Genomic DNA, 21,667 nt, shown 5'->3' on the forward strand with positions numbered 1-21,667 from the left:
CGTGCTATTGGCCCGGTGCAGGCCCAATGCCGAGTTGTCCAGCATGTTCGACCAGATGCGCTCGGCGGCTTGTTCCCCGTCCTGGCGACGGGCGGCTTCGAGTAGTTGGCGCGGGGTCCAGGCGTTGCGGGAAAGCTCGTGGTCGTCGAAGGTGTCGTCGTGGGCTTCCTGGACATCCTTGACCGGCAGGTTCAGGGCGGCTTGTGGGTCATGGTTCCTTTCAAACTGAATCCAACGCCTTTCGTAATCCTCCCGGATCAACTGCTGGCCGAAGTGCTCCCACTCGCGTTCGGTGAGCGCGCGGCCACCGTGTTGTTGAGCATAGGTATTGGCGACCTTGCCGGGCATGTTGTCGTTGCGCACCACGCCCAACGCCAACAGGCCGTAGCCATCGTTGCCAGGCAGATGCGCAAGATAATTCCAGTAAAGCTCGCGGTTTCCCTCCTTCGCATAGTGCTCGAGGATGTTCAGATCTTTCTGGGTCAGACCACTCATCATTGCTCCCCTTTCGTATCAATGCCGATATGGAACTTTGCCATCAGTTCGCGGTAGCGTGCTTCGATCCGCGCCCAGTCGCGCATCAGCACGCGGGGATAGTGCATATCCACCGCAGCTCCATACTCCGGCATGGAAAAGGTGTGGGAGCATTGCGGGACACGCGGATTACCGTCCTTGACCAACCGCGCTCCCTGGATGATCAAGCCATCCGGCCTTGCTCGAGGCGGGCATCGGATGAAGGTGAGGACATGTCCCTGCGTATCCCGGCGCACGAACCAATCCTCGATACTCAAAGGATCGACCGGCCAGGCATAACGATCACGCTGCCCTTCGATCAACTTGAGATAGCGCGCCTTGTCCGCTTCGCTCACGTACCAGCGCTCCAGGCCCAGCACGTCCTCGCCACGAGTACGATGGGAAATATTGTCGGTCGGGTCCTGCCGCTGGATCGGGTCATCCCCGGACCGCTTGATCATGCTGTCCATCGCCTCCTGCAACGGCCGTCTGTCGATGTAATCGAAGTTAGCCTGGATCAGATGATTCTGCTCGCTCCGGTTCATCTCCCGGATGCGGCCCGGGGGCGCGGCTTCCAGTTTCGGCCAGACCAGTTCCATCAACATTCCACCCTGGAAATCCGGGCCGATCTGGTCGGTGAAGTAATTGGCCGGGATCATGAAACGATGCGGCCCGAGCCGGGCCAGTTTTGGCGCGTTGGTATAAGTGTAGTCACCCACCGTGGGGCCGATGACCAAGGGTTCCTTCAGCGTGGACATGTCGATCTTCCTCTCGATTTTCTTTTCGGCCGGCGGGGCGGGTTCGGCGGCGCAGGCGGCACCAAGCAGGCCGGCCAAGGCCAGCGCCAAGGCGAGCAGGCCGGGCATGGCCCGGGGGCGGCCTGGCGATATCGGGCGTGCGGGAGGGCTTCTCGTCATGCGGGTACCCAGTGCGGGGATGGGGGGACATCGGGATCAGGCCACGGGTCCCGAACAAGGTCAAATCCGCTCGCCCCACCCGGCCCGGTGGCGATGACGAACCCGGCAAGCATTGCGGCGCATCACGCCAGGGGCGGCTTCCGGCGCCAGCGCGACGAAACAACGGGGGACGACGCCGTTGGCCCGCGCTCACCGTAGCGCCTCCACGCCCCGCTTCGTTTCCGGCCAGCTCCGTGCCCCGCACTTCCCCGCCACGGCACACGGCCCGCCCGGCGGGCGGCGGGCGGCGGGCGGCAGGTGACGGGTGACGGGTGACGGGTGACGGGTGACGGGTGACGGGTGACGGGTGACGGGTGACGGGTGACGGGTGACGGGTGACGGGTGACGGGTGACGGACATGCAAGCACCTCCACGCTGTCAAACGCGACCCGTGCGGTCGCGCGCTCATGGCCCGGGTTTCAGTGCGTGGGGTGTCGGCTTGAACACGATACCGTCGCGCCGCAGCCGTGGGGCGTCGACCCGGCAGGCGGCGGCGTAGATCACGCGCGGGCCGTCGTGCGGCGGCAGTGCCTTCAGCACGGTGGGGGTCAGCACATCGCCATGCAGCAATGAACAGGCCCGGAAGCCATCACCGTGAAGCAAGTGGATGGCCCGCCCCCGGTGTACGCCGAGCAGCGCCGAGTCCGCCCGGCCATGGAAGCCGGTGCCGGTCTCGCGGAACCAGACGAACCCGGCGAGGTCGGCGAAGCGCGCCGCGCCGTGGATACGGCCATCGGCAACGAACAGCGGCGCGCGGCTCAAGCCGCAGAACTGGAAGCCGCCCCCCAACCCCGGCATCCCGCCGCCGGCATCGGCGTGGCCCCGCGCCACGCGCCTGACCCGTTCGGCGGTGACATGGCGGGCGATGTCCGCGCCCATTTCGACCAGGATAAAGCGGCGATTGCCGCCATCCACGGCATTCTGCCTCAAGACCGCGTGCGCGGTGGTGCCGGCGCCGGCAAAGGCGTCGAGGATGAGGTCATCCTTGCCGGCGACCATGTTGAACAGGTAGCGGATCAACGATTCCGGCTTCGAATAGCGGAAATCCACGCCCAGCCGCAGCAGCTCGCCGGTCGCCGATTCGTTCGACGCCACGTTCTCGCCCGCGCCAATGAGGTTGGAAGGCGTTTCCGGCGCGTACGCGCGCTTCTCGTAGGAAGGAATCATCCTCGCGGTCCTGATGCGCACCTCGGTGCCGCGTTCGAGCTCGGCTGCCAGGTTCTTCTGCGTCCAGACGAAACAGCCGCGCATCCTGACCGGGGAGACGAACACGCCGTCTTGGTATTCGGCCGCTTCGAGCAGCGTGACGCGGTTGACGGCGGTGCCGTATTCGCCCGCCGGCATCATGCCCCGCCCGGGGATGCCGGTCGACACCCGGCCAGCGGGAAAGACCAGTGTCTTCAGCCGATTCTGGTTCTTCAGCAGCGGGTTGTCGCTGCGGCTCATGCGCGGCCGGCCCCTGAAGCGCCCGTGGAATCCGCCGCGCTGGTAGCACAGGACATATTCCGCTTTTTTCCGGGTCTTTCGCGAGAGGTTCGCCGGGCAGCCGGTCTTGATCCAACTGAACGTCTCGACGTAGTTGTGGCGGCCAAAGATTTCATCCATCAGAAGTTTCAGATGGGCCAGTTCGTGGTCGTCGATCGAGACGAAGATCACCCCGTCATCGCGCAGCAGCTCGCGTAGCAGCGCCAGCCGGGGATACATCATGCACAGCCAGCGGTCGTGGCGATCCATCACGTCGCTCGCCTGACCCGCCACCTGCGCGAGCCAGCGGCGGATTTCCGGACCATCGACGTTGTCGTTATAGGCCCAGCCGGTGTGGCCGGTGTTGTAGGGCGGGTCGATGTAGACGCATTTCACCCGGCCGGCGTAGTGCGGCTGCAACGCCTTCAGCACAGCCAGATTGTCGCCTTGTACGATGAGGTTGCCGGTTTCGCCGCCGTCCCCGGGCGGGCAGGAGTATTCGGCGAGCGGCTCCAGCAGGTGGAACGGCACCGTCTCGTGGTGTTTCTTCACCGCGCGCTTGCCGAGCCAGTTCAGCACAGGCATCGTGCCGGCCTCTTCCCGGCCGTTTCCCGCCCACCCACGCGATCGGCGCCGCCGCCAGGCAGGCCAGCGGCGCCGCCGCGCACGTTGGGAAAAGATGGGGACATGGAACCGGACGAAAGTGCTACCGGCGTCAATCAAAGCAAATCTTTCATGAAGATGAAAGCCCGACTTTCGAAGTGAAAGCACCGCGTGCCTACCGTCTCTTTCCCATGGATAGGGAGAAAGCCGAATTCGCGGAAAGGCTGCGCGCCGCGTTGAAAGACGCCGGCATCGAGCCCAGCGCGTCGTTGCTGGAGAAGCGCTTCAACTCGCGCTACGAAGGCGCGCCAGTCACCGCGCAGGCGATCTCCGGCTGGCTGTCCGGCCGCTATCTGCCCAAACAGGACAAGATTCGCGTGCTGGCGGCGATCGTCGGCATGGAACCGCACGTCCTGCAATACGGCGGCGCGCTCCGCGTCGCCGAGCCGAAACTCGACTGGCAGGCCCTTTCGCCAGCCGATTCGGCCATGTTCGACACCTTCCTCAGCCTGCCCGCCACGCAACGCCGCCTGGTGCGGGAGCTGGTCGCGGAACTGGCGGCCAAAGATCCCGGCCGCTGACGGGACACACGCCGGTTTCGCCCCGGTGCGATAATCCCCGCATGAGCGAACACGACCAGCCCACCACCCACTTCGGTTTCCGCGACGTTCCCACCGGGCAGAAACAGAAGCTCGTCGGCGAGGTGTTCACCTCGGTGGCCGCCAACTACGACTTGATGAACGACCTGATGTCGCTCGGCATCCACCGGGTCTGGAAGCGTTATTTCGTCGCCACCGCCCAGGTCAAGCCGGGCGACCGCGTGCTGGACCTGGCCGGCGGCACCGGCGACATCGCCGCGCTGCTGAAAGGCCGCGTGGGCGAGCGGGGTGAACTGGTCCTGGGCGACATCAACGTATCGATGCTGAAAGTCGGCCGCGACCGCCTGACCGACCGCGGCCACGTGCGTGGCTTCGAATACGTGCAGTGCAATGCCGAGAAACTGCCCTTTCCCGATGCCAGCTTCGACTTGGTGACGATCGCCTTCGGTCTGCGCAACGTCACCGACAAGGCCGCGGCGCTGGCCGAGATGCACCGGGTGCTGAAGGTGGGCGGGCAGGCGCGGGTGCTGGAGTTCTCCGAAGTCACCGCCGACTGGTTCAAGCCGATCTACGATTTCCACTCCTTCAAAGTGCTGCCCCGGCTCGGCCAACTCTTCGCCAAGGATGCCGCCAGCTACCGGTACCTGGCCGAATCGATCCGCAAGCATCCGCCGCAGGAAGCATTGAAGGCGATGATGCAGGCGGCCGGCTTCGCCCACGTCGGCTATCGCAACCTGAGCGCCGGGATCGTCGCCATCCACACCGGCTACAAGGTGTAGCCCCCGGCACCGGGCCGGCGCGCACGGCGTCGCGCGCGAATTCCGCGGCATCTTCCGGCCGACGTTTGGCCCGGTGTTCCGCTTGGCGCGGGCGTCAATCATCGGTCCGTTTGACCTGTCTGGTTCGTCTGGTTCGTCTGGTTCGTCTGGTTCGTCTGGCCCGTCTGGCCCGTCTGGCCCGTCTGGCCCGTCTGGCCCGTCTGGCCCGTCTGGCCCGTCTGGCCCGTCTGGCCCGTCTGGCCCGTCTGGCCCGTCTGGCCCGTCTGGCCCGTCTGGTTCGTCTGGCCCGTCTGGTTCGTCTGACTCGCCACGGCCACCGTGACCGCGCGCGTTACACTCGCCGCTTTCCCGATCCGCAAGGTCCTCCGATGCGCCATTCCGTGCTGATGCTCTCGATCGCCACCGCCCTGCTCGCCGCGGGCTGCAAGAAGGAGGAAGCCACCGCGCCCGCCGCACCCGACACACCCGCCGCCCCGGCCAAGGCCGCGCCAGCCGCCGCCGTGGTCAAGATCGTCGATGAGCACTCCTACGCCGAGCCGGACAAAGTACGCACCCGGGATCTCGCGCTCGATCTCGCCATCGATTTCGACAAGAAACAATTGGCCGGCACCGCCACCTACACTCTGGAATGGCTGGACAAGACCGCCACCCGCGTGCTGCTCGACACACGCGAGCTGACCATCGAAAAAGCCGAGGGCGAAACCACCGGCGGCCAGTGGCAGCCGTTGAAATTCGCGCTGGCGCCCGAGGCCGACAAGGTGCTCGGCACCCGGCTGACCATCGAGACGCCGGAGCGCCCGGCCAAGGTGCGCGTGACCTACCGCACCTCGCCCGCCGCCTCCGGCCTGCAATGGCTGACCCCGGCGATGACCGAGGGCAAGAAGACGCCCTTCATGTTCAGCCAGTCGCAGCAGATCCACGCCCGCTCGTGGGTGCCGCTGCAAGACACGCCACAGGTGCGCTTCACCTATTCCGCCCGCGTCGCCAGCCCGAAGGACGTGATGGTGCTGATGAGCGCCGACAACGACCCCAAGGCCGCGCGCGACGGTGATTACACCTTCAAGATGCCGCAGCCGATCCCCTCCTACCTGCTCGCCATCGCCGCCGGCGACCTGGTGTTCAAGCCGATTTCGGCGCGCAGCGGCGTCTGGGCGGAACCGGCCATGGTGGACAAGGCCACCCAGGAATTCGAAGACACCGAGAAGATGATCGATGTCACCGAGAAACTCTACGGCCCCTACCGCTGGGACCGCTACGACATGCTGGTGCTGCCGCCCTCCTTCCCCTACGGCGGCATGGAAAACCCGCGACTGACCTTCGCCACGCCCACGGTGATCGTCGGCGACAAATCGCTGGTCTCGCTGATCGCCCACGAACTGGCGCACAGTTGGTCGGGCAATCTCGTCACGTTCGCCACCGACCGCGATGCCTGGCTGAACGAAGGCTTCACCACCTACGTGCAGGGCCGCATCACCGAGGCGATGTACGGCCAGGACATGGCCGACATGGAACACGTCATCGACCGCGACGAGCTGAAGAAGGAATACCGCACGCTCGATTCCAAATTGCAGGTGATGGCGCTCAAGCCCGGCGACTTGTCCGACCCCGACGGCGCCTCCTCCGTCACCGTCTACACCAAGGGCGCGTGGATGCTGCAATGGCTGGAGCAGGTCTACGGCCGCGAGGTGTTCGACCCGTTCCTGAAGGGCTATTTCGACCACTTCGCCTTCCAGTCGATCACCACCCAGCAATTCCTCGACTACCTCAAGACCCACCTGCTCGACAAACACCCGGGCAAGGCGACGATGGAACAGGTCGAACAGTGGATCTATCAGCCCGGCATCCCCGAATCCGCCCCGCGGGTGAACGCCAAGCCGTTCGGCGTGGTCGACACCGCGCGCATCGCCTTCAACAGCGCCGGCACCCTGCCCGCGCCCCAGCTGACCGGCGAATGGTCCACCCAGGAATGGGTGCACTTCCTCGAAGGCATGCCCGAAACGCTGCCGGCCGAGAAGCTCAAGCAGCTCGACGCCGCCTACCACTTCACCGGCACCGCCAATGGCGAAGTGGCCATGCGCTGGTATCCGCTCACCGCGCGCAGCGGCTACGCCGAGGCACGCCCGGAGATGGCGAAGTTCCTTGAACGCGTCGGCCGCCGCAAGCTGGTGATGCCGATCTACAACACGCTGGTGAAGACCCCCGACGGCCTGAAATTCGCCAAGGACGTGTTCGCCAAGGCCCGGCCCGCCTACCACCCGATCACCACCGCGTCGGTGGAGGAAGTCATCGCCAAGGCGGAAGCCGGCGCGGGTCAATGAGCCGCCGCGCGCCACTCGCGCTCGTCGCCCTGGCGCTGGCGCTGGCCGCCTGCGGCCAGGGCGAAGACCCAGCCGTGGCCGCCGCGCGCCTGGCCGAGGCCCGCGAAACCGCCGCCGCCCCGGCGAAAAAGACGCTGGACGAAGCCATCGGCGCGGAACGATGGGAGCTGGCCTACGCTCAGGCCGATCTTCTCAAACGCGACCACGCCGGCACCCGGGCCGCCACCGAGGCGGCGGCCCGCTTCGCCGAGATCGAAGGCAAGGCCAAGGCCGCGCGCGCCGAGCGCCGGCTGAAGGCGCTCTGGGATTACCAGGACAACTCCGCCGGCCAAGGCCGCCAGCTCACCGCCGCGATCGACGCCCGCGAGCGCATCGAGATCGACAATGGCCGCTCGCCGGTCAAGCTGATCTTCCGCGACCACCCCGAATGGGGCCGCTCAAGCTACCTCGTGCTGACGCGCGGCGATTTCGACTGCTACCGCGGCTGCGCGCTGAAGCTGACGGTCGATGGCCGGCCACGCACACTGCGCGGCACGCGCCCGCGGACCGACGAGGCCATCGCCATGTTCGTCACCGACCACCGCACGCTCTGGCGCCTGTTCAAATCCGCCAGGCAGGTGACGATCGAATTCCCGGTCAAACCCGGCGGCAGGCGCAGCGCCACCTTCGAAACCGGCGGCCTCGACCCGGCGCGGATGCCCGGGTGGAATTGAAAGGCCAGCGGCGGCCCTGACGAAAAGCGCCGGTCAATGCCGGCGCTTTCTTCCTTCACGGCACCGCGCGAGGGGTTACAGCGAATAGCCGAACTGCCGGGTGAACTCGGTGTTGAACTCGTCGAAACCGAAGCGCTGGTTCTGGGTGCCGTGGTGGCTCACCTTCAACGCGCCCATCAGGTTGCCGACGCGGCCGATGCTCGGCCAGTCCAGCCCGCGCTCCAGGCCAAAGAGGAGACCGGCGCGGAAGGCGTCGCCGCAGCCGGTCGGATCGACCACCGCCGTCTCCTGCGCCGGCGGCACGTTGACGCTGATGCCATCGTGGAAGATGTCGCAGCCCTTTGGCCCCCGGGTGACGATGAAGGCCCGGACCTGGCGGGCGATCTCGCGCTCGCTCCAGCCGGTGCGCTCCTGCAACACGCTGGATTCGTAATCGTTGGTGATGACGTAATCGGCCAACCGCACGAACTCGCGGAACTCCTCGCCATTGAACAGCGGCATCGCCTGGCCGGGGTCGAAGATGAAGGGAATGCCCGCCTCGTGGAACTCGCGCGCGTTCTGCAACATGCCCTCGCGCCCGTCCGGCGCGACGATGCCGAGCGTCACCCCCTCGGTATCGTGCACATGGTTCTCGGCGCTGTGCATCATCGCGCCGGGATGGAAGGCGGTGATCTGGTTGTTGTCGTGATCGGTGGTGATGAACGCCTGCGGGGTATAGCTGTCCGCCAGTTCCTTCACGTAGGTCAGCGGGATGCCCAGCGCCTCGAAGTGGGCGCGGTAGGGCGCGAAGTCCTGCCCGACGGTCGCCATCGGCAACGGCCGGCCGCCCAGGAGGTGCAGGTTGTAGGCGATGTTGCCGGCGCATCCGCCAAACTCCCGGCGCATGCGCGGCACCAGGAACGAAACGTTCAGGATGTGTACCTTGTCCGGCAGGATGTGGTTCTTGAACTGGTCGGGGAAGACCATGATGGTGTCGTAGGCCAGGGAGCCACAGATCAGGGCGGACATCGGCGATGCTCATGGAAAGAACCCGCATAGGGTAGCCGGAGCGCGCGGCCGGGGCCAGGAACGGGCCGACGCGTAACGAATACGGAACGCCGCTGGGCAAGGATTTCGCTAGACTGGCGCGTCTGTCCCGACCCTCCCGACACGAGCCCCCGACCCGAATGTTCAAGAAGCTGCGCGGCATGTTTTCCAACGACCTGTCCATCGACCTGGGCACGGCCAACACCCTGATCTACGTCCGCGGGCAGGGCATCGTGCTGAACGAGCCTTCGGTCGTGGCCGTGCGCCAGGACCGCATCTCCGGCGCGGCGCGCTCGGTGGCGGCGGTCGGCGCCGAAGCCAAGCAGATGCTGGGCCGCACCCCGGGCAACATCAACACCATCCGGCCGATGAAGGACGGCGTGATCGCCGACTTCACCTACACCGAGGAAATGCTCAAGTACTTCATCAAGAAGGTGCACAAGAGCCGCTTCCTGAAGCCCAGCCCGCGCGTGCTGATCTGCGTGCCGTCGGGTTCCACCCAGGTGGAACAGCGCGCGATTCGCGAATCGGCGCAGGAAGCCGGCGCGCGCGACGTCTCGCTGATCGAGGAGCCGATGGCCGCGGCGATCGGCGCCGGCATGCCCGTGACCGAAGCGACCGGCTCGATGGTCATCGACATCGGCGGCGGCACCACCGAGGTGGCGGTGATCGCGTTGAACGGCATCGTCTATTCACAGTCGGTGCGGGTGGGCGGCGACCGCTTCGACGAATCCATCATCAACTACGTGCGCCGCCACCACGGCATGCTGATCGGCGAGGCCACCGCCGAGCGGATCAAGCTGGAAATCGGCTGCGCCTTCCCGCAGCAGGAAGTACGCGAGATGGAAGTCTCCGGGCGCAACCTGGCCGAGGGCGTGCCCAAGGTGATCAAGATCAATTCCAACGAGGTGTTGGAAGCGCTGCGCGAGCCGCTTTCCACCATCGTCGCCGGGGTCAAGCAGGCGCTGGAGCAGACACCGCCCGAGTTGTGCGCGGACGTGGCCGAGCGCGGCATCGTGCTGACCGGCGGCGGCGCGCTGCTGCGCGACTTCGACCGCCTGCTCAGCGAGGAAACCGGCCTGCACGTGATGGTCGCCGACGACCCGCTGACCTGCGTCGCCCGTGGCGGCGGCAAGGCGCTCGACCTATTGGACAAGCACGGCAACGAATTCTTCTCCCACAACTGAGCGCCGCACCCGGCGCGCGGCGGGTGATCCGCACCGATGCCGGCACCCCCGCCACCGCCTCCGCAGACCTTATCGACCGTGTCGTCCCATGCCGGCTACTCCGCCCCCCGTCCGCGGGACATCGCCGGCAGCCTGCGCCTGCTGGCCTATCTGGCGGCATCGGTGGCGCTGGTGTTCGCCGACCACCGCGGCGACTGGCTGACCCGCATCCGCCACCACGCCAACCTGCTGGCGCAGCCGCTGTGGCAGGTGGCGGGCCTGCCGGCCAAGCTCGGCCAGACCATGCGCGATGACGCCGTCACCCGCGCCCAGTTGACCCGCGACAACACCGTACTGCGCAACGCCCTGCTGATCTCCGGCGCCCGGATGGCGCGGCTGGAATCGGCCGCGGCCGAGAACGCCCGCCTGCGCGCGATGCTCGGCGTGGTGCAGCAGGGCCGGATGGACGTGCAGCTCGCGCCGATCCTCAACATCGACCTCGATCCGACCCGGCAACGGCTGGTGCTCGATGCCGGCAGCCGCCAAGGCGTGCGCCCGGGCCAGGCGGTGATCGACGCCGGCGGCCTACTCGGCCAGGTGATCGAGGTGCAGCCGGGAACGGCCACCGTACTGCTGCTGACCGACCCCGATCACGCGGTGCCGGTGGAAGTGGCGCGCAACGGGGTACGCCTGGTGGCCTACGGTCATGGCGATCACATCTCGCTCGGCCACATCCCGCGCACCGCCGACGTCCGCGTCGGCGACGTGGTGCAGACCTCCGGCATCGGCGGGCGTTTCCCGCCGGGCTTTCCGGTGGGCAGCATCGAGAAGCTGCGCCCGGACGACAGCCGCGCCTTTCTGGTGGGCGACCTCAAGCCCGCCGCCGCGCTCGACCGGGGCCGCGAAGTACTGCTGCTGCGGGAGGTGCGCGGCCGCCTCGACCCGCCCCCGGCGGCCAACAGCGTGCCGATCGCCACCGGGCGGCGGGTCACGGCCGGCGCCGCCGATGCGGCCACGGGCACGGACGCGCCGTCATCGCCCGTCGCCGGCGCACCGACCACCGCCATGCCCGCGCGCAATGCCGCCGCCGACGCCCGCCCCGCCGACGCCCCGCCCACGAGGCCCGCCCGATGAGCCGCGAGCGTTCGCCCCGCGTGCCGATGCTCGCTTCGGCGCTGGCCGCGATCCTGCTGGCGCTGGTGCCGCTGCCGCCCGAGCTGGCCGGCCTCAGGCCGTACTGGCTGGCGCTGGTCGTCGCCTATTGGGTGCTGGAGGCGCCGGAACGCGCCGGGCTCGGCTTCGCCTTCCTCGCCGGGCTGGCGGCCGATCTCGCCCACGGCGCGCTGCTCGGCGAACAGGCGCTGCGGCTGGTGATCCTGGCCTTCATCCTCGACCGCTTCCGCTCCCGCCTGCGCTTCTTCCCGATCTGGCAGCAGGCGCTGGTGATCGGCGCCTTGCTGGTCAACGACCGCATCGTCGCCGCCGTCACCCATGCGCTGACCGGGGTGCCGCAATGGCCGGCCGGCTACTGGCTGTCGCCCTTGACCGGCGCGTTGCTGTGGGGGCCGCTGTTCCTGGTGCTGGACACGCTGCGGCACCGGCGCCGGCGGGATTGACCGATGTGGGACGAGGGCCGCCGGCTGGTGAAGAACCGCGCGCTCGAAGTGGAGCAGTTCCGCCGCCGCGCGCTGTTCGGCTTCGGGCTGGTGGCGCTGGCGCTGGCCGGGCTGCTGCTGTGGTATTTCCGCTTGCAGGTGGCGCAGCACGAGGCGTGGGCGGCGCAATCCGAGGCCAACCGGATCAAGCCGCGGCCGATCGTGCCGGGGCGCGGCATCATCTACGACCGCAAGGGCCGCATCCTGGCCGACAACATCCCCGCCTTCCGCCTGGACGTGATGCCCGACGAAGCCGGCGACCTCGATGCGATGCTCGCCGGCATCCAGCGCATCGTCGCGCTTACCCCGGAAGAGCTGGAAGCGTTCGCCGAGGCGCGGAAGACCACCCGCCGGCATCGCCCGGTCACGCTCAAGCTGCGTCTGTCCGAGGAGGAGATCGCCCGCTTCGCGGTGGACCGCTGGCGTTTTCCCGGCGTCGAGCTGGTGCCGTACTTCGGCCGCGTGTATCCGTATGGCGACCTGTTCGCACACGTCGTCGGCTACGTCGGGCGGATCGACGCCCGGGACCGCGAGCGGCTGCCGGAACGTGTCGCCGCCTTCAGCCACACCGGCAAGACCGGGCTGGAGCGCTATTACGAGGAACGGCTGCGCGGCGCGATCGGCCACGAGCGCATCGAGACCAGTTCCGACGGCCGGGCGATGCGCACGCTCGGCGTGGTACCGGCCACGCCCGGCACCGACCTTCGACTGTCGATCGACGTCGACCTGCAACGGGCGATGGTGGCCGCCTTCGGCGAGCTGGAGGGCACGGCGGTGGCGGTCGATCCGCGCAACGGCGAAATCCTGGCGATGGTCAGCCTGCCCAGCTACGACCCCAACCTGTTCGTCAACGGCATCTCGCACACCGACTACAAGGCGTTGAACGAAAACCCCTCGCGACCGCAATTCAACCGCGCGGTGCTGGGCGGCGTCGCCCCCGGCTCCACCATCAAGCCGATGATGGCGCTGGCCGGGCTCGACAGCGGCGCGCGCCGGCCCGGCGACAAGACGCTTTCCACCGGCATGTTCTATGTCGGCGGCCAGCGCCGCGGCTACGCCGATTCGCATCGCGGCGGCCACGGCTGGACCGACGTCTACAAATCGATCTACGCCTCGGTCAACACCTACTACTACAAGCTGGCGCTGGACATGGGGATCGACAAGGTCGATCACTACATGGCGCTCTACGGCTTCGGCAAGCCCACCGGGGTGGACCTGTCCGGCGAGATCGGCGGCATCCTGCCCTCGCCGGCATGGAAGGCGAAGAACGCGCCTAAACAAGGCCGCTGGTACCCCGGCGATACCGTCATCACCAGCATCGGCCAAGGCTTCTGGAAGGCGACCCCGCTGCAACTGGCGCAGGCCACCGCCGCGCTCGGCAACGGCGGCTGGCTGCGGCGGCCGCACCTGGCCAAGGAAACCCGGCACGGTTTCGACGGGCCGTGGATGAAGGTGGACGAAGGCGCGCCGGTGCGGATCAGCCCGAACCCGGCCCACCTGGAGGCGGTCCGCGAGGGCATGATCCTGACCGTGCACGGCCCCGGCACCGCCACCAACATCCGCTACGGGCTGGACTACGAGATCGCCAGCAAGACCGGCACCGCCCAGGTGGTGAGCCGGCGCGGCCACGCCGCGACCAACCCCAAGAACCTGCCGATGCACCTGCGCCACCGCGCGCTGTTCATCGCCTTCGCTCCGGCGCGTGCGCCCACCATCGCGGTGGCGGTGGCGGTGGAGGGCGGCGGCTACGGCGCGTCCACCGCGGCGCCGATCGCGCGCAAGATTCTCGACGCCTGGATTCGCGGCAAACTGCCGGAAGGCGTGACGCCGGAACCGGCCGGCGGTGCCGACACCATGAACACCGCGCCCCCGCCCGCCACCGGCGGAGCCACGCCCCCCGGGACGGCTTCGCCATGAATCCCCTGCTGCGCTGGCTTGGCGATGGCGTGCTGCGCGTACTGCGCAGCGTCGATCTGCCGCTGTTGGCCGCCTTGTGCGGGCTGATGGCGGCCAGCCTCGCGGTGCTCTCCAGCGCCGGCGGCGACAGCGCTCGGCTGGTGCTGTCGCAAGGCGTGCGCTTTTGCGTCGGCATCGGCGTGATGTGGGCGATCTCGCGGATTCGGCCGCAGACGCTGCGCGCGGCCTCGCCCTACGTCTACGCGGCCTCGCTGCTGCCCCTGGTGGCGGTGCTGTTCGTCGGCACCGGCCGCTACGGCGGCCACTGGCTCAATCTCGGCGTGTTCTATTTCCAGCCATCGGAATTGTTCAAGTTGTGCCTGCCGATGATGCTGGCCTGGCATCTCGACCGCTCGGTGCTGCCGCCACGGCTCGGCACGATGCTGGCCGCCGCCGCGATCATCGCCCTGCCGGTCGGCCTGATCCTGCTCCAGCGCGACCTGGGCACCGCGGTGCTGGTGGCGGCCAGCGGCGTGTTCGGGCTGTACCTGGGCGGCCTGGCCTGGGGCTGGTTCGCGGTGGCGGGCGCCGGCGCGGTGATCGGCTACGCGCTGGCGATGTTCGCCCCGATCCAGTGGTTCGAACCGTTCCTGCGGCCGTATCAGGTCGGCCGCATCCAGGCGTTCCGCGACCCCGGCACCGACCCGCTCGGCGAGGGCTGGAACATCATCCAATCGCAGATCGCCATCGGCTCCGGCGGCTGGTTCGGCAAGGGCTGGGGCGAAAGCAGCCAATCACAGCTCAACTACCTGCCCGAATACACCACCGACTTCGCCTTCTCGGTGCTGAGCGAGGAATTCGGTTGGATCGGGGTGGCGATCGTGATCGGCCTGTACCTGTTCGCGATCGGGCGCTGTCTGTGGATCGCGGCCGAAGCGCGCGATGGTTATTCGCGGATCGTCGCCGGCACCCTCGGCCTCTCGCTGTTCGTCTACGTGGCGGTCAACGGCGGCATGATCTCCGGCCTGCTGCCGGTGGTCGGCGTGCCGATGCCGCTGATTTCCTACGGCGGCACCTCGGCGGTGACGCTGCTGGCGGGCATGGGCTTGGTGATGTCGGCCGGCGCACACGGCCGCCGGCGCGGCGGATGACGCGCGCCGGTCGGCGGGCCAGTTGCCAGTTGCCGCGCGACTCGACCCTGATACGGCATCGAGCGCCTCGGGCCTTGGATGGCTCAACCCAGCGACAGCGCCCTGGCCTGCGTCTGTTGCTGCACCTGCTGCTGGTTCTGCGCCGCCAGTTGCTCCTCGCGTTGCTGGTTGGCTTGCAGCGTCTGTTGGATGCTCTCTTGCAGCGGCGGCGCTTCGGCGGTCACGTTCAGCCAGATGCGTTGGCCCGGCGTCGTGCCGATCACGTGTAATTGGTCGCCCAGCATCGTCACACCGGCCACGCGCTCGGCATCGTGGATGCCGCTTCGCTTGGCTTCCAGCAACGCCTGCGCGACCACTGCGTCGCCAACGTGGGCGGGCGTTTGGCCGCGCAGTGCGCTGAACATCGCCCGATCGTCGGGGGGCAGCATCCGCAAGCTGAATTCGTGGGTTTCGGTACGTTCGGCCGGCGGTTGTGTCGAGACGTAGTGTGCCGACTTCGCCGCCAGCCAGCGCGCCCCCGAGGTTTCCACCGGGATCGATGTGGCCTCGGCCGCGGGCAGGCCAAAGCGCCTGCCTTCGTCCTCGGCGTAGTGGCGCTCGATGGCGTGAATCCGGCCGTCCTTGTCCATCTCCACCCGGGTGATGCCCTGCCTGCGCTCGGCGGCTTCCGCGGCGAGGCGGGCGGCCAGCCATTCGGTATGCGGGCCGGGGGCGATGCCTTGTTCGGCCTCCATGCGTCGCACGGCTTTCAGGGTGTGGGTGTAGGCGTCGTGGCCGGGGTGGTCGGGTTGGCGGATGTCCGGGCCATGCCACAGCGCCGGGGCGAAGCCGGGCGGCAGCGGCGGATGGGCGGGGGCGGATTCGGCTTGCTGGGTAGCTTGCCGAGCATCCGGCGGCTGGGCGTCCGGCGGCGGCTCGCCCTGCGCCAAGGTCTTGGGGCTGGGCAACAACTGGCGGTGCGGGTCGTCGGCGTGGAACTGACTCGACTTCTGCTGGCGTTCGAGGCGGAGTTGGCGGATGTCGTTCAACGCCTCCAATTGCTTGGCATCGCTGACCTCCTGGAACAGCGGCGCCGCACCCGCGCCATTGTTCGAAACCACCGACCAGGTGTCGTCCCGGGCGTCGTAGCGATAGTAGAAATTATTCGCGCCGATGGTGTCGGGGTCGACGTCGTCGCGGGCATTGGCGGCCAACGCCGAGGCCAGGCCCAGATGGCCGAGATAGCGTGTGCCCTCGCCCCATGGCAGGTAGCGGCGGATGTCACTCAGCGTGCTATTGGCCCGGTGCAGACCCAATGCCGAGTTGTCCAGCATGTTCGACCAGATGCGCTCGGCGGCTCGCTCGCCGTCCTGGCGACGGGCGGCTTCGAGTAGTTGGCGCGGGGTCCAGGCGTTGGGGTCGAGGCGGTAAAGGTCGAAGGTGATGTCGTGGGCGCGTTGTACGTCCCAGACCGGCAGGTTGAGTGCGCTTTGCGGATTGTCGTTCTTTTCGAACTGTATTTGACGGCGTTTGTAATCCTCCTGGATCAGTTGCTGGCCGAAGGCTTCCCACTCGCGTTCGGTCAGTGTGCGGCCACCGTGTTGCTGGGCATAAGCGTTGGCGACCTTGCCGGGCATGTTGTCGTTGCGCACCACGCCCAACGCCAACAGGCCGTAGCCATCGTTGCCAGGCAGATGCGCAAGATAATTCCAGTAAAGCTCGCGATTCTTCGTTTCCTTGGCGTAATGCTCAAGAATGTTCAGGTCTTGCCGGGTCAGGCCACTCATCATTGCTCCCCTTGCGTATCAATGCCGATGTGGAACTTTGCCATCAGTTCACGGTAGCGTGCTTCGATCCGTGCCCAGTCACGCATCAGTACCCGTGGATAGTCCACTTCCACGGACAAACCATACTCCGGTATCGCGAAGCTGTGCGAGCACTGGGCAACGCGCGGGTTGTCGTCCTCGATCACCGTATCGCCCTGGATGATCAAGCCATCCGGCATCTCCCGGTGGGAGCAACGGATGAAGGTCAAGTTATGCCCTTGCGCATCCCGGCGCACGAACCAGTCTTCGATATCCCAAGGGCCATCGGGCCAACCATAACGGTCGCGCTGCCCTTCGATCAGCTTGAGATAGCGCGCCTTGTCCGCTTCGCTCACGTACCAATGCTCCAGGCCCCGCACGTCCTCGCCACGGGTGCGGTGGGAAATGTTTGACATGGGATTCTGCTGTCGGATCGGGTCGTCCGAGAAACTTCTGCCGTCGCTGTCCATCGCCTCCTGCAATGGCCGCCTGTCGATATAGGTGAAACCCGCGCGAATCTGCCGGTTGAACTCGTTCATACTCATCTCGCGCCGCCGGCCGGGGGGGAGTGGCTCCAGTTTCGGCCAGACGAGCTCCATACTCACGCTGCCCTGGAAATCCGGGCCGATCTGGTCGGTGAAGTAGTTGGCCGGGATCATGAAACGATGCGGCCCGAGCCGGGCCAGTTTTGGCGCGTTGGTATAAGTGTAGTCACCCACCGTGGGGCCGATGACCAAGGGTTCCTTCAGCGTGGACATGTCGATCTTCCTCTCGGTTTTCTTGTCGGCCGGCGGGGTGGCGGGTTCAGCGGCGCAGGCGGCGCCGAACAGGCCGGCCAAGGCCAAGGCGAGCAGGCCGGGCATAGCCCGGGGGCGGCCTGGCGATATCGGGCGTGCGGGAGGGCTTCTCGTCATGCGGGCACCCGGTGCGCGGATGGGGGGACATCGGGATCAGGCCACGGGTCTCGAACAAGGTCAAATCCGCTCGCCCCACCCGCCCGGTGGTGTGGATCACGCACGGGCCGTCGCGTGGCGGCCTGTCTTCAGCACGGCCGGCCTACCCAACCGGGCCGAGGGTGGAAACACGGCCAGTTCAAGACGGTGGCATGGCATCACATTGCCCGCCAGCGCCCCAAGCCCGCGCACAAGCCCGCGTATCGGCGCTGCGCTAGGATGCGGGCTTCACCGTATGCGGCGCGGCATGGACACTTTTCACGATTTCGATTTCGCCATCATCGGCGGCGGCGCCACCGGCGTGCTGCTGGCGCTGGCGCTGCTGCCGCGCGCGGCCGCCGGCCAGCGCGTCGCGCTGATCGAGCCGGGCACGCCGGGACAGGGCGTGGCCTATGCCACCGGCGATGCGGCGCATCTGCTGAACGTGCCGGCCGGCAACATGAGCGCATTCGCCGCGCGGCCGGACGATTTCACCGACTATCTGACCACGCGCGACGGCAAGGCCGATGCGGCCGCCTTCATGCCGCGCCGCGATTACGCCGCCTATCTCGGCCAGCGTCTGGCCGAAGCGCGCGCGGCCAGCGCTGCCGAGCTGACGCACCTCGCCGCATCGGCCACGGCCATCCAACCGGAGAGCGGTCGCTTCCACATTCTGCTCGACGACGGCGGCCGCCTTGCCGCCGGCCGCGTCGCGCTGGCCACCGGCAACCATCCGCGCATGTTGCCGTTCCCGGCCGAGCCGGCGCGGGTGCTGGCGGCCTGGGACGAAGCCGCGATCGCTCGCATCGGCGCGGAGGACGACCTCGCCATCCTCGGCAGCGGGCTCAGCATGGTCGACGTGGTGCTGTCGCTGGATGCGCGCGGCCATCGCGGGCGGATAAGCGTGGTGTCACGCCACGGTCTGTTGCCCTTGCCGCACCCGCCGCGCAGGCAGACGCTCGATATCGACATCCACGCATTGGAGGCGTTGTCGCTCCGCCAGCGCCTTGGCGCATTGCGCGCCGCCGCGCGTGAAGCCGCGCGCCAGGGCATCGGCTGGCAGGCGCTGATGGACGCGCTGCGCCACCACGTGCGCCCGCTGTGGCGGTCGCTGGACGCGGCGGGGCAGCGGCGCTTCCTGCGCCATGCGGCGCGCCATTGGGACGTGCATCGCCACCGCATCGCGCCAGTGGTGGCGGCGCGCCTGCAAGCGCGTATCGACGATGGCCGGTTGCGGGTGTGGGCGGCGCGCATCGCCGACGTGGCGACGCGCGATGACGGCCTGGCGCTCGATCTCCGCCTCCGTGGTGGTGGGCGGCAAAGGCTTTCGACGGCCTGGCTGGTCAACGCCAGCGGCATCGAGACTCGCGCCGAGGGCTTCGACGACGCGTTGCTGGGCGGCTTGCTCGCCAGCGGTCTCGCCCGGCCCGGCCCGCACGGGCTTGGCTTCGATACCGATGAGGATGGCGCGCTGATCGATGCGGCGGGGCGCGCGCATCCGCGTCTCCACGCCATCGGCAGCCCGCGGCTCGGCACCCTGTGGGAATCCACCGCCATTCCCGATCTGCGCATCGACGCGGCGGCGCTGGCCGAACGCTGGCTTGCCTCGCCCTGAGCCTCAACCCACGGGCGGCTGCCAGCCCTTGGCGCGCAACGCCAGCCAGCATGCCGCCACGGTGAGCGCATCGCCCAGCGCACTGTGGCGGCCAAGCACCGGCACCCCGAGGGTATCGGCGATGAAGCGGAAATCAAGGTTGGGCGGCGCATCGGGACGACAGCGGCGCTGCGCCGCCAACACTTCGTCGGCCAAATCATGCCGCGCGTTGGGCAGAGCGAAGCCGGTGATCGCGCGCACGTGCGGGGCCAGCATCCGCAGGTCGAAGGCGAGGTAATAGCCGAGCAGCGCGCGCGGCCCCAGCCAGTGCAGGAATTCGCGCACCGCCCGCGTCACCGGAAGGCCGGCGGCGGCTTCCTCCGGGGTGATGTGGTGGTGGCGGATCGATTCGATATCGAAGCCACGGTCGGGGCGGATGCGGCGGGTGAAGCGTTCCGAAAGCATCGCCCGGCCATCGCGGACCGGCACCGCGGCCAGGCTCAGGATGTGATCGCTGGCCGTGTCCATGCCGGTGGTTTCCAGGTCGAGGCTGACCCATTCCTCGCGCGGCGGCGGCGCGAACAGCGCGCCCCATTCGCCCTCGCCGTGCCGGCGGCGCGTCCACCATCGTTGCAGGGGGCCGGGCGCGCTCATTCGGTGAGGTGGAACTCGGCCCTGACCAGTTGCCGGAAGCGCTTGACCACCCGCAGCGCGTCGCGCAGCAATTCGCGGTCGAGCCGGCGCAGGCGCTCGGCATGCAGGAAGTCGTCCGTCGCTTTGCCGGTATCGAGCGCGTCCAGTTGCGCGTCCAGGCGTAGGCGTTGGAACACCGCCAACGCCTGCGGCAGATCGCGCCCCATCTCCTCCGGCAGCCGCCCGGCTTCGACCAGTGCGGCGCAACGCGCGAAGCTGTTGCGCTCGCCGATGCCGTGCTTCAGCGACAGGCAGCGCAAGCCGTGCACCACCGGGAAGATGCCGCCCTTCTTGATGTCGGTGCCGCGTTCGTCGCCTTTGAGCTGGCCGAGCAGACTCAGCGGAGTCTCGAATTGCACCACGGCGGCGGCGAGCGAATGCAGCAGGCGCTCATCGCCGCCAAGCGCCATCAGGGCTTCATCGACCGGCGCGTACAACGCGCGCTGGCCGGCGATGGCCCGCGAATCGAGCGCGATGGCGAGCTCAAGCGCGGCCTCGGGCGCGTGCAGCAGGCGCCAGTCGTCGATGCGCCGCCGCCAGTCATGCTGGCGCAGGCGCCAATGCGGGTTGTTCACCATCACCCCGCCGGGACAGGGCGGATAGCCGACTTCGCCCAGCGCCGCGCTGAAATCCCGCATCGCCGCATCCAGGCCGTCCCAGAGGTAGCCGTCCTCGATCACCAGCGCGTTGTCCTGGTCGGTCTTCAGCAATTGCTCGCGCCGGCCTTCGCTGCCCAGCGCCAGCAGGCATAGGTGCGGGTGATGCCGGCGCGGCACCACGATTTCGAAGATGCGCTGCATGACCCGGCTGTTGAGCGCGCTGACCAGTTCCATCAGGTAAGCGACACGAGCGCCCTGCGCGTGCAGCGTGCGCACCAGCCGGGTCATGCCGCGCGCCGCTTCGGATATCTCTTCCAACGTTTCCGCGCGCGCCAGCCGCAAGCTGATGAGATGCGAATGGCTGGCGTAATGCGAGAGCACTTCGGCCATGCCGAGGGTGCCGGTGAAATCCTCGCCATCGCGCACCGCCACGCGCTCGATGTGGCGCTCGGCCATGACGATCAGCGCCTGGAACAGCACGTCCCCGGTGCGCACGCAGATCAGCGGGCGCTTGGCCAGCGCGCCGACCGGCGAATCGAGCGCGGCGTCTTTCAACGCCACCGCCTCCAGCAAGTCGGTGCGGGTGACGATGCCGGGCGCATCGAAGGCGGCGTCATCGACCAGCAGGCAATCCACGCGCCGTTCCCTGAGCCGCGCGGTAGCCTGGCGGATGCTGGCGGCCGCGACGATGCGCTCGGCCGGCGCGGGATGGGCATCGCCGACTCGCGTGACCATCAGCTCGGCCAGCTCGGAATCGTGGCCGCGATTGCGGTTCGCCAACCGCCCCTTGGCGGACAGGCCCTCGTTGAAATAAGCGCGGAAGGTCGGGTAGTCCTCCACCAATTGGCGAAACACCCGAGCCGGAATTTCGAACAGCAGGCAATCGCTTTCCGCGCGATAACCGTGGCGGGCGCGGCCGGCCATCACCGCCCAGGCGCCGAACACGTCGCCGGCGCCGTAATCGCCGAAGCGCTGCTCGTGGCCGGCGGCATCGGTGTCGAAGGCGTAGAGGCGGCCCTTCATCACCACCACCACGCACGGCGAGGGCCTGCCGCCCTCGATCAGCAGATCGCCGGCGCGGTGGAAGGCCAGATCGACGCTGGCCGCCAGACGGGCGCGACCGACCTCGTCCAGGAGGTCGAACGGTGGCAGTGAGAGGTCGAGACCGGGGACGGGTTCCATCGTCATCACTCGCGGTGGATCGCCCCATTCTGGCATCGCCGCCC

At 68.0% G+C, this 21,667-nt stretch carries 17 protein-coding genes and 1 pseudogene; 10 read left to right on the top strand and 8 right to left on the bottom strand.

Annotated elements, in window-relative coordinates:
• The 3 genes and pseudogenes from EBB59_RS12200 to EBB59_RS12215 all read right to left on the bottom strand — a co-directional run.
• Positions 1-495, bottom strand: a pseudogene (locus EBB59_RS12200) (XVIPCD domain-containing protein); the annotation flags it as partial.
• On the bottom strand, positions 495-1,379 hold the full coding sequence (locus EBB59_RS12205) for a hypothetical protein (RefSeq protein ID WP_158601801.1): 885 nt from the start codon (positions 1,377-1,379) through the stop codon (positions 495-497). The gene EBB59_RS12205 and the pseudogene EBB59_RS12200, both read right to left, overlap by 1 nt.
• 495 nt (positions 1,380-1,874) lie before the next feature.
• Complete coding sequence (locus tag EBB59_RS12215; protein ID WP_147455589.1) at positions 1,875-3,518, bottom strand: site-specific DNA-methyltransferase; 1,644 nt, start codon at positions 3,516-3,518, stop codon at positions 1,875-1,877.
• A 209-nt stretch (positions 3,519-3,727) separates the two neighbouring features.
• Here EBB59_RS12215 and EBB59_RS12220 point away from each other — a divergent pair, with 209 nt between their 5' ends.
• The 4 genes from EBB59_RS12220 (at position 3,728) to EBB59_RS12240 (ending at position 7,945) form a co-directional block, all read left to right on the top strand.
• Positions 3,728-4,117 (top strand): transcriptional regulator, encoded by a 390-nt coding sequence (locus EBB59_RS12220; RefSeq protein ID WP_122102434.1) that lies wholly within the window; start codon positions 3,728-3,730, stop codon positions 4,115-4,117.
• 41 nt (positions 4,118-4,158) lie between these two features.
• Positions 4,159-4,914, top strand: coding sequence for a bifunctional demethylmenaquinone methyltransferase/2-methoxy-6-polyprenyl-1,4-benzoquinol methylase UbiE (ubiE, locus tag EBB59_RS12225; protein ID WP_122102435.1), 756 nt, complete (start codon positions 4,159-4,161; stop codon positions 4,912-4,914).
• A 368-nt stretch (positions 4,915-5,282) separates the two neighbouring features.
• Positions 5,283-7,232 carry a M1 family metallopeptidase gene (locus tag EBB59_RS12235; protein WP_122102437.1) on the top strand — a complete coding sequence of 650 codons (1,950 nt, stop codon included), beginning with the start codon at positions 5,283-5,285 and terminating at the stop codon, positions 7,230-7,232.
• Complete coding sequence (locus EBB59_RS12240) at positions 7,229-7,945, top strand: hypothetical protein (RefSeq protein WP_122102438.1); 717 nt, start codon at positions 7,229-7,231, stop codon at positions 7,943-7,945. The genes EBB59_RS12235 and EBB59_RS12240 overlap by 4 nt, the downstream gene beginning before the upstream one ends.
• Positions 7,946-8,020: 75 nt before the next feature.
• On the opposite strand, the gene EBB59_RS12245 is transcribed toward EBB59_RS12240, so the two are convergent.
• A complete protein-coding gene (locus tag EBB59_RS12245; RefSeq protein ID WP_122102439.1) occupies positions 8,021-8,953 on the bottom strand; it encodes a carbohydrate kinase family protein in 933 nt (310 codons plus the stop codon).
• 158 nt (positions 8,954-9,111) lie between these two features.
• Between EBB59_RS12245 and EBB59_RS12250 the strand changes: the two genes are divergently transcribed.
• Genes EBB59_RS12250 through rodA form a run of 5 tightly spaced genes read left to right on the top strand, consistent with a single transcriptional unit; the run spans position 9,112 to position 14,839 of the window.
• Entirely contained in the window at positions 9,112-10,158 is a 1,047-nt protein-coding gene (locus tag EBB59_RS12250) for a rod shape-determining protein (protein WP_122102440.1), read from the top strand.
• Positions 10,159-10,194: 36 nt separating this feature from the next.
• A complete protein-coding gene (gene mreC / locus EBB59_RS12255) occupies positions 10,195-11,271 on the top strand; it encodes a rod shape-determining protein MreC (protein ID WP_122102441.1) in 1,077 nt (358 codons plus the stop codon).
• A complete protein-coding gene (gene mreD / locus EBB59_RS12260; protein ID WP_122102442.1) occupies positions 11,268-11,753 on the top strand; it encodes a rod shape-determining protein MreD in 486 nt (161 codons plus the stop codon). The genes mreC and mreD overlap by 4 nt, the downstream gene beginning before the upstream one ends.
• Before the next feature lie 3 nt (positions 11,754-11,756).
• The gene (gene mrdA / locus EBB59_RS12265; RefSeq protein WP_122102443.1) at positions 11,757-13,709 is read left to right on the top strand and encodes a penicillin-binding protein 2; all 1,953 of its coding nucleotides are present in this window, start codon (positions 11,757-11,759) and stop codon (positions 13,707-13,709) included.
• A complete protein-coding gene (gene rodA, locus EBB59_RS12270) occupies positions 13,706-14,839 on the top strand; it encodes a rod shape-determining protein RodA (protein WP_122102444.1) in 1,134 nt (377 codons plus the stop codon). Before mrdA ends, rodA begins: the two co-directional genes overlap by 4 nt.
• Before the next feature lie 83 nt (positions 14,840-14,922).
• Here the strand turns inward: rodA and EBB59_RS12275 are convergent, their stop codons facing one another.
• Both EBB59_RS12275 and EBB59_RS12280 read right to left on the bottom strand, forming a co-directional pair.
• The gene (locus EBB59_RS12275; RefSeq protein WP_122102445.1) at positions 14,923-16,605 is read right to left on the bottom strand and encodes an XVIPCD domain-containing protein; all 1,683 of its coding nucleotides are present in this window, start codon (positions 16,603-16,605) and stop codon (positions 14,923-14,925) included.
• The gene (locus EBB59_RS12280) at positions 16,605-17,486 is read right to left on the bottom strand and encodes a hypothetical protein (RefSeq protein ID WP_122102446.1); all 882 of its coding nucleotides are present in this window, start codon (positions 17,484-17,486) and stop codon (positions 16,605-16,607) included. Before EBB59_RS12280 ends, EBB59_RS12275 begins: the two co-directional genes overlap by 1 nt.
• Positions 17,487-17,823: 337 nt before the next feature.
• On the opposite strand from EBB59_RS12280, the gene EBB59_RS12285 reads away from it, so the two are divergent.
• On the top strand, positions 17,824-19,170 hold the full coding sequence (locus EBB59_RS12285) for an FAD/NAD(P)-binding protein (protein ID WP_122102464.1): 1,347 nt from the start codon (positions 17,824-17,826) through the stop codon (positions 19,168-19,170).
• Positions 19,171-19,173: 3 nt separating this feature from the next.
• On the opposite strand, the gene EBB59_RS12290 is transcribed toward EBB59_RS12285, so the two are convergent.
• The gene (locus EBB59_RS12290) at positions 19,174-19,803 is read right to left on the bottom strand and encodes an exonuclease domain-containing protein (RefSeq protein ID WP_122102447.1); all 630 of its coding nucleotides are present in this window, start codon (positions 19,801-19,803) and stop codon (positions 19,174-19,176) included.
• Complete coding sequence (locus tag EBB59_RS12295) at positions 19,800-21,623, bottom strand: DUF294 nucleotidyltransferase-like domain-containing protein (protein WP_158601803.1); 1,824 nt, start codon at positions 21,621-21,623, stop codon at positions 19,800-19,802. Before EBB59_RS12295 ends, EBB59_RS12290 begins: the two co-directional genes overlap by 4 nt.
• Positions 21,624-21,667 lie beyond the last annotated feature (44 nt).

Source organism: Solilutibacter pythonis (genome assembly GCF_003697345.1).
In the GTDB taxonomy this organism is placed as follows: domain Bacteria; phylum Pseudomonadota; class Gammaproteobacteria; order Xanthomonadales; family Xanthomonadaceae; genus Solilutibacter; species Solilutibacter pythonis.